The organism is Inquilinus sp., from assembly GCF_039594555.1.
Taxonomy (GTDB): domain Bacteria; phylum Pseudomonadota; class Alphaproteobacteria; order DSM-16000; family Inquilinaceae; genus Inquilinus.
Genome location: NZ_JBCNNF010000305.1, coordinates 1 through 8,303 on the forward strand (window position 1 = coordinate 1; position 8,303 = coordinate 8,303).

Consider the following 8,303-nt stretch of genomic DNA (forward strand, 5'->3'; position numbering starts at 1 on the left):
GCGGTGGCTGGAGAATGGCAGCCGGGCCGCGCGGATCTGGCTCAAGGCCTCGGGCATCGCCACGGTGTTCGTGCTGGTGGTGCTGGGCAGCCACGCCGCCACCGGCTGGATGCGCGCGCTGCCGGGGCTGGGCCCGACCGAGATCTGGGACCCGACGCTGGAGGGGCTGGACTGGACCGACCTGCGCGCCGCGGCGCAGGAGCGCGGCTGGTACACCCAGCCCGGCCTGTTCGTGGTCGGCACGCAATGGCACCAGACCGGCAAGATCGACGTCCAGCTCGGCGACCGGCTACCGGTGCTGTGCCTGTGCCGCGACCCGCGCAACCTGGCCTTCGGCTGGAACCAGATGGATTTCGCCGGCCATGACGCGGTGATTATCGGCCAGGACGAGTTCCTGAAGGATTTCGACGAGCGCTGGCGGCCCTATTTCGCCTCGGTCGAGCCGCAGCCGGACATCATCGTCCATCGCGGCGGCCGGGCCGAGCTGACCCTGCATGTCTACACCGCGCGCGGCTTCAAGGCGCCCTGGCCGCTGCCGCTGCCGCCGGGCGCGCCGTGGGTGGCCACCAAGTGATGCGCTACGAACTCGCGGTGGTGGTGCCGACCCTGAACGAGGTCGGCAATGTCGGGCGTCTCGTCGAGCTGCTCGACACGGCCCTGGCCGGGATCGCCTGGGAGGTGATCTTCGTCGACGACGATTCGAGCGACGGCACGGCCGAGGCGGTCTACCGGATCGCCGAGACCCGGGACAATGTCCGCTGCCTGAAGCGGATCGGCCGGCGCGGCCTGTCCTCGGCCTCGGTCGAGGGCATGATGGCGACCGGCGCCCCCTATCTCGCGGTGATGGACGCCGACCTGCAGCATGACGAGACGCTGCTGCCGAAGATGTTGGCGCGGCTGAAAGCCGACAAGCTGGACATCGTCGTCGCCAGCCGCTTCCTGCCGGGCAGCGACCTCGGCACCTTCTCGGAGAAGCGCGAGCGCCTGTCCGGCCTCGGTATCCGCCTGGCCCGCATGGTGGTGCCGAAGGAGCTGACCGACCCGCTCAGCGGCTTCTTCATGCTGCGCCGCCCCCTGATCGAGGAGGTGGCGGAGCGGCTGAACGGGCAGGGCTTCAAGATCCTGCTCGACATCTTCGCCTCGGCCGGGCGCCCGTTGCGCTTCGCCGAGCTGCCCTTCATCTTCCGCAGCCGGCTCAGCGGCGAAAGCAAGCTCGACTTCGCCGTCAGCCTGGAATTCCTGATGCTGATCTTCGACAAGCTGCTGGGCGGCACGATCCCGGCGCGCTTCATCCTGTTCGTCATGGTCGGGCTGTCCGGCGTGGCGGTGCAGCTGGCCCTGGTCGGGCTGTTCATGCACGCCTTCCGCTGGGATTTTTACTGGGCCCAGGCGGTGGCGACCGTGGCGGCGATGACCTCGAACTTCGCCCTCAACAACCGCATCACCTATCGCGACAAGCAGCTGCGCGGGCGCGACTTCCTGCGCGGCCTCTTGTCCTTCTACGCCGCCTGCGCCATCGGCGCGCTGATCAACCTGCAGGTGGCGGAGTTCCTGTTCGAGCGCAGCGTGCCCTGGGCCCTGGCCAGCTTCCTCGGCGCCGCCCTGTCCTCGGTCTGGAATTTCGGCGTGACCTCGACCTTTACCTGGAGCAAGCGCGGCCGCGCCCGCACCCAGGCGGCCGGGGAATAGGGCCTCAGGCCGCCAACTCGCGGCCGGTGCGGAACGCGGCGGCCAGCGTGCGCAGCGCCCCGCGGGATGCGGCATCGCCCGGCCTGGCGTGCAGCACGATGTCGGAGGCCGGCAGCTCCGGCAGCCCCAGGCGCGGCCCGGCGTCGACGGTGCCGGCCGGGGCGACGCGATAGGCCATCGCCGCCACCGCCAGCCCGGCCGAGACCGCGGCGGCAATCGCGGCACCGCCACCGCCGACGAACACCTCGGTCCAGCGGATGCCGGCCGCCTCCAGCCGGCGGGTGGCGACGGTGCGGACGCCGCAGGTGGCGGCCAGCGACGCCAGCCGCAGCGGTTCGCCCTGGCGCCACTCAAAACCTGGAACGGCAAACCAGCCGAACCGCTCGCGCACCAGCAGCTCGCCGTCGCGCCGGTCGTCCTCGCGCCGGATGATCGCGGCATCCAGGCTGCCGCGCTCGAAGGCGTCCAGCAGGGCGCGGGACCCGTCGATCCGCACCTCCAGCACCAGCGCCGGGTCGTGGCCGTGCAGCCGCGCCAGCAGGGCCGGCAGCTCCGGCCCCGCGACATGCTCGCTGATGCCGAGCGCCAGGCGGCGGGGCGCAGCCGACAGGCTGGCCACGGCCCGCTCATGCGCGGCGATGAAGTCCCGCGCCGCCTCCAGGAATGCCGCACCCTGGACCGACAGCCGCACCTGCCGGGGCGTGCGCTCGATCAGCCGGCGCCCCAGCCGCTCCTCCAGCCGCTTCAGCCTCACGCTGACCGCCGCCTGCGACGTGTCCAGCGCCGCGGCGGCGCGGGTGAAGCTCTGCAGGTCGGCGACCATGACGAAGGCCTGCACGGCCTCGACATCCAGCATCGGCATCGGGATATCCAGATTTGTTATCTTTGATATCAGGATATATCTCGTTCCAATATAGATGAAGCCCTCCAATCTCTCGGTCTCACGCAACGAACGGCGCCGGCGGCCCGGATCAGGGACCGCGCCGATCCTTCGAGGCCGAGCATGACCGATCTGCATTACGAGACCCTGCTGGAGGTGGCGGCGAAGCTGCGCGCCCGCGCGCTGTCGCCGGTCGAGCTGACCGAGGCCATGCTGGCCCGGATCGAGCGGCTGGAGCCGGCGCTGCGCGCCTATGCCCTGCCGACGCCGGAGCTGGCGCTGGCCCAGGCCCGTAAGGCCGAGGCCGAGATCGCCGCCGGCCGCTATCGCGGCCCGCTGCACGGGGTGCCGGTGGCGGTGAAGGACATCATTCACACCGCCGGCATCGCCACCGCCGCCGGCATGCCGATCCATGCCGGCCATGTGCCGGCGGCCGATGCGACGGTGGTGGTGCGGCTGGCGGAGGCCGGCGCCGTGCTGCTGGGCAAGCTGCAACTGACCGAAGGCGCCTTCGCCGAGCATCACCCGTCCGTCACGCCGCCGCGCAACCCGTGGAACGCGGATTACTGGTCCGGCGCCTCCTCCAGCGGTTCGGGCGTCGCGCCGGCGGCCGGCCTGGCCTTCGCGTCGCTGGGCAGCGACACCGGTGGGTCGATCCGCTTCCCGGCCGCCGCCAACGGCATCACCGGGCTGAAGCCGAGCTGGGGCCGGGTCAGCCGCCACGGCGTCTTCGCGCTCGGCGCCAGCCTCGACCATATCGGCCCGATGGCACGGTCGGCCGCCGATGCCGGGGCGGTGCTGGGCGCCATCGCCGGGCTCGACCCGCTCGACCCCACCAGCCTCGCCGCGCCGGTGCCGGACTATCTCGCCGGCCTCGGCGAGGGCGTGCGCGGGCTGCGCATCGGCATCGACGCGGCCTATGGCGAGGAGGGGGTCGACCCGGAGGTCGTGGCCGCCATGCGCGAGGCGCGGCGGGTGCTGCAGGGGCTGGGGGCGGAGATCCGCGAGGTGACGATGCCGGATCCCGCGGTGGTGATGACGGCCTGGCCGCTCTATTGCGGCGTCGAGACCGCGATCGCGCATGAGGCGACCTATCCCGCCCGCGCCGCCGAATACGGTGCCCGCCCGGGCTCAGTCTCCGGGCTGATCGAGGCCGGCCGCGCCGCCGGGGCGATCGAGCTGATGAAGGCGCATCACGCCCGCCTGGCCTTCACCGGGGCGCTGGCCGCCCTGTTCACCCGGATCGACCTGCTGCTGATCCCGACCCAGCCGGTCACCGCTTTCACCGTCGCGCGCAAGGATGAGCTGTGGGCGGCGCCGGAGGAGCTGGCCGCGCTGCTTCGCTTCGCCACGCCCTTCGACATGTCCGGCAGCCCGACGATCACGCTGCCCGGCGGCTTCGACCGGCAGGGCCTGCCGCTGTCCTTCCAGCTGGTGGGCCGTCATCTCGACGAGGTGCTGCTGGTGCGCGCCGGCCATGCCTACCAGCAGGCCACCGACTGGCATCGCCGCCATCCGCAGCTATGACGGGAGGCCGGATCATGGCTGTCCAGGCGGACCGGCGCGCGATCGACAACATCGCGGAGCCGGCGGGCGACCCGCGCCGGTGGCTGGCGCTGCCCGTCCTGCTGATTGGCGCTTTCCTGCCGATCCTCGATTTCAACGTCGTCAACCTGGCGCTGCCGGCGATCCGGCAGGATCTGGGCGCCAGCTCCGGCGACGTCCAGTTCGTGATCTCGGCCTATGCGGCGACCTATGCGGTGTTCCTGATCACCGGCGGCCGTCTGGGCGACTGGCTGGGGCGGCGGCGGATGTTCGTGCTCGGCGTCGCTGGCTTCACCCTGGCCTCGGTGCTGTGCGGCCTGGCCTGGTCGCCGGGCGTGCTGGTGGCCGGCCGCATCCTGCAGGGGCTGACGGCGACGATCATGGCGCCCCAGGTGCTGGCCTCGATCCGCGTCCTGTTCCCGGCGTCTGAACAGGGCAGCGCGCTGGCGCTGTACGGCGCCACCTTCGGCCTGGCAAACATCTGCGGCCAGATCCTCGGCGGCGTGCTGGTCACCTCGCACCCGCTCGGCCTGACCTGGCAGGCGATCTTCCTGATCAACATTCCGATCGGGCTCGCGGCGTTCCTGGGCGGCCTCCTGGTGCTGGGCGAATCGCGGGCCGAGCGGGCGGCGCGGCTGGATGTCGGCGGCGTCGTGCTGCTGTCGGCCATGCTCGGGCTGCTGGTCTATCCGCTGGTCGAGGGTCGGGAGGCCGGATGGCCGCTGTGGATCATGGCCATGCTCGCCGCCTCGCCGGTCGCGCTGGCCGCCTTTGTCCGGTACGAGAGGGCCCTGGCGGGCCGTGGCGGCTCGCCGCTGGTGGAGTTGTCGCTGTTCCGCAACCGCGGCTTCGTCGTCGGCGTGGCGATGGCGCTGGCCTTCTACATGCTGTCGTCCTTCTACCTGACCTTCTCGGTCTACCTGCAGGGCGGACTGGGGCAGACGCCGCTGCAGGCCGGCCTGGCGACGCTGCCCTTCGCCGCCGGCTTCTTCGCCGCGTCGCTGGCCTCCGCCGGGGTGATGCGGCGATTCGGGCCGCGGGCGCTGACCCTCGGCTTCGGGCTGCAGGTGGTCGGTTTCAGCGGGGTGATCCTGGCCGTGACCCGGGGGCTGCCCGGCGGGCCGGGAGCGGCGCTGGCCGTCGCCGGCATCGGCTTCGGCACCGTGATGCCATCGGTGATCAAGGCGGTGATCGGCGGCATCGACCGCCAGCATGCCGGCCTCGCCTCCGGCATCGTCATCTCGACCTTCCAGATCGGCGCGGCGCTCGGCGTCGCCATCATCGGCGGGGTGTTCTACAGCGCGCTGGGCCCGGATCCCGGGCCGGCCGCATATGTGCACGCCTTCGCGCTGGCGCTCGGCTGCAACGTCGCGCTGCTGGCGCTGGCGGGGCTGCTGTCGCTGCGCCTGCCCCGCCCGCCTGTCCAAGGCTGACGGGGCAGGCGCCGGCTCAGCAGAGCGCCGGCTCGCTCTCGCGGCGGAACGACCGGAACAGCTCGCCGACGCTGCGGGTGCCGGTCTCGACCAGGTCGAAGCGGCGGCCGAAGCGGATCCAGTCGACCATCAACCCGACCATCAGGCAGGTCAGGGTGCTGGCCGCCACCTCCGGCGGCCAGGCCGGGCTCAGCCGCCCGGATTCCTGCGCCGCCACGAAGGCCCGGTTCATCGTCGCCCGCATGTGATCATGCGCCTCCCGCTGCCGCGCCAGCGCCGCCAGCATCTCGCCGACATACTCGCAGCGGCAGGTCAGGATGGTGAAGACGCGCTGGCGCTGCTCATCCTCTGTCAGGGCGATGAAGCTCTCGACCGTCGCCTGCTCGATCAGGCCCAGCGGGTCGGGGTGGCCGTCGGCCATCGCCCGCTCGACGATGTCCTCCGCCGGCAGCTTCACGCGCTCGTGCAGCGCTTCGAACAGCTCGACCTTGTTCTTGAAGTGCCAGTAGATGGCGCCCCGGGTCACCCCGGCCGCGTTGGCGATCAGCTCCAGCGAGGTGCGCGACACCCCGTCCACGAAAAACAGCCGCTCCGCTGCGTCCAGAATCTTCTGCCGGGTCTCTTCCGCCTCGGCCTTGGTGCGGCGTGCCATATCTCTATCCCTCTCCCCCTTTTTTCTCTTTACATACGTTCGAGTATGTATATAAGTCCATCCCTGCCTGACATCCCGGAGGCCCCGGGTTGTGTGCGGCGCAAAAGAATCCGACAGCGGGAAGGGGTTGTCGTGAGCTCAGCCATCCGGACTCCGGGGTGTCCCCCGACACGAATCCGTCGTTCCGGGGACCGGCTGCTGCGTCTCTCCCGATAACAAATCTTAATACGTCGGCCCGGCCTCCGGCATTGCCCAGGCGGCCAGGAGCAGGCATTCTGGGGGTGCGCCGAAATGGCGGTGTGGGGGCTGGGTGAAACTTTGAGGACGTCTTCTGCATCCTCATTACATACATTCAAGGATGTATGTAAATCAATCCCGCATTCGTTGCCGTCGTCAGAATTTGTTGTGCAGTGCAAAAAACTCTCAGGCAAAGGTGCGGTCACCGTGATCACGACGTCTTCTCTTCGCGCCGCCGCATTGGCCGCTACCCTGGCCGCCGCGCCGATTCTTGCATCTTGCAACGAAAACACCGGTGAAGCCCAGGCCCAGACGCAATCCGCGCCGCCGCCGCCGGAGGTGACGGTGCAGGAAGTGTCGGCCGGGCCGGTGCCGCTGGCCTACACCTATGCCGCCCGCGTGTCGGCCTTCCGCGAGATCGAGGTGCGCGCCCGCGTCGGCGGCATCCTGCTGAAGCGCGACTACACCGAGGGCGCGCGGGTGACGGAAGGGCAGGAGCTGTTGCGCATCGACCCGGCCACCTACCAGGCCGAGGTGGCGCGGGTGCAGGCGCAGCTGCAGCAGGCCCAGGCCCAGCTCGCCAACAGCCGGATCAACGCCGACCGTGCCGGCAAGCTCTTCGCCTCCCGCGCCGGGTCCGAGCGCGACCGCGACGACACCGCGGCCCAGGTGCGCACCGACGAGGCGGCGGTGGCCGCCGCCCAGGCGCAGCTGAAGACCGCCCAGCTGAACCTCGACTACACCACGGTGACGGCGCCGCTCGGCGGCATGACCAGCATCGAGGAGGTGCCGGAGGGCAGCCTGATCAGCGCCAATGGCCTGCTGACCCGGATCACCCAGCTCGACCCGGCCTATGTCAGCTTCTCCTTCAGCGACGCCGATTTCGCCGAGATCCGGCGGCTGCTGGATGAGGGCAAGGCCGAGGGGCCGAAGGACCGCCGCTTCCCGGTGACGGTCAAGCTCGGTGACGGGCGGGCCTACGACCAGGGCGGCACCATCAACTTCACCGACAGCGTCGTCGACAACCAGACCGGCACGATCCGCGCCCGCGCCGTGCTGCCGAACGCCCAGGGCCTGCTGATGCCCAACCAGTTCGTCCGGGTCACGGTCAGCGGCCTGACGCTGAAGCAGGGCGTGGTGGTGCCGCAGGTGGCGGTGATGCAGGGCCCGCAGGGTCCCTTCGCCTATGCCCTGGGCGAGGGCAACAAGGCCGAGGCCCGGCCGCTGACGCTCGGCCGCGAGGTCGAGGGCGGCTGGCTGGTCGAGAGCGGCCTGAAGGGCGGCGACCGGATCATCACCGAGGGCGTGATCAAGGTCCGACCGGGTAGCCCGGTGCGCCCGTCCGAGGCCAAGGTCGCGGAGGCGACCCCGTGATCTCCCGCTTCTTTATCGACCGGCCCGTCTTCGCGGCCGTCCTCTCGATCGTCATCACCCTGGCCGGGCTGGTGGCGATGCGGGTGCTACCGATCGCACAGTATCCGCAGATCGTGCCGCCCGAGGTCTCGGTCTCGGCCAGCTATTCCGGCGCCAGCGCCGAGACCGTGGCCCAGACCGTCGCCGCGCCGCTGGAGCAGCAGATCAACGGCGTCGACAACATGCTGTACATGCGGTCGACGAACACCGGCGACGGCACGATGACGCTGACCGTCACCTTCAAGATCGGCACCGACCCCGACCAAGCGACGATCAACGTCAACAACCGCGTCCAGCGCGTGCTGCCGACCCTGCCGCAGGAGGTGCAGCGCACCGGCGTCCGGGTCGACAAGAAGTCCAGCTCGATCCTGCAGGCGGTGATCCTGCATGACGAGAGCGGCCAGTACGACCCGATCTACCTGAACAACTACGCGCTGCTGAACGTCATCGACGA

8 protein-coding genes are annotated in these 8,303 nt (G+C 70.5%); 6 read left to right on the forward strand and 2 right to left on the reverse strand.

Features of this window, described 5'->3' with window-relative positions:
* Together ABDW35_RS26205 and ABDW35_RS26210 are read left to right on the forward strand one after the other, a co-directional pair.
* A partial coding sequence (locus ABDW35_RS26205; RefSeq protein WP_343716802.1) for a hypothetical protein occupies nucleotides 1-574 on the forward strand: 574 nt, incomplete at its 5' end.
* The gene (locus ABDW35_RS26210) at nucleotides 574-1,689 is read left to right on the forward strand and encodes a glycosyltransferase family 2 protein (protein ID WP_343716803.1); all 1,116 of its coding nucleotides are present in this window, start codon (nucleotides 574-576) and stop codon (nucleotides 1,687-1,689) included. The genes ABDW35_RS26205 and ABDW35_RS26210, both read left to right, overlap by 1 nt.
* 4 nt (nucleotides 1,690-1,693) lie before the next feature.
* Here ABDW35_RS26210 and ABDW35_RS26215 read toward each other — a convergent pair whose 3' ends face one another.
* The gene (locus tag ABDW35_RS26215) at nucleotides 1,694-2,551 is read right to left on the reverse strand and encodes a LysR substrate-binding domain-containing protein (protein ID WP_343716804.1); all 858 of its coding nucleotides are present in this window, start codon (nucleotides 2,549-2,551) and stop codon (nucleotides 1,694-1,696) included.
* A 141-nt stretch (nucleotides 2,552-2,692) separates the two neighbouring features.
* Between ABDW35_RS26215 and ABDW35_RS26220 the strand changes: the two genes are divergently transcribed.
* Together ABDW35_RS26220 and ABDW35_RS26225 are read left to right on the forward strand one after the other, a co-directional pair.
* Entirely contained in the window at nucleotides 2,693-4,096 is a 1,404-nt protein-coding gene (locus ABDW35_RS26220) for an amidase (RefSeq protein ID WP_343716805.1), read from the forward strand.
* A gap of 14 nt (nucleotides 4,097-4,110) precedes the next feature.
* Nucleotides 4,111-5,547: an MFS transporter gene (locus ABDW35_RS26225; RefSeq protein WP_343716806.1), complete on the forward strand. Its 1,437-nt coding sequence runs from the start codon at nucleotides 4,111-4,113 to the stop codon at nucleotides 5,545-5,547.
* A gap of 16 nt (nucleotides 5,548-5,563) precedes the next feature.
* On the opposite strand, the gene ABDW35_RS26230 is transcribed toward ABDW35_RS26225, so the two are convergent.
* Nucleotides 5,564-6,199, reverse strand: coding sequence for a TetR family transcriptional regulator (locus tag ABDW35_RS26230; protein WP_343716807.1), 636 nt, complete (start codon nucleotides 6,197-6,199; stop codon nucleotides 5,564-5,566).
* 582 nt (nucleotides 6,200-6,781) lie between these two features.
* Between ABDW35_RS26230 and ABDW35_RS26235 the strand changes: the two genes are divergently transcribed.
* Both ABDW35_RS26235 and ABDW35_RS26240 read left to right on the forward strand, forming a co-directional pair.
* Nucleotides 6,782-7,810, forward strand: a complete 1,029-nt coding sequence (locus ABDW35_RS26235) for an efflux RND transporter periplasmic adaptor subunit (protein WP_343716808.1) — start codon at nucleotides 6,782-6,784, stop codon at nucleotides 7,808-7,810.
* Nucleotides 7,807-8,303 (forward strand): efflux RND transporter permease subunit (locus tag ABDW35_RS26240; protein ID WP_343716809.1); only part of this gene is annotated, 497 nt, incomplete at its 3' end. The genes ABDW35_RS26235 and ABDW35_RS26240, both read left to right, overlap by 4 nt.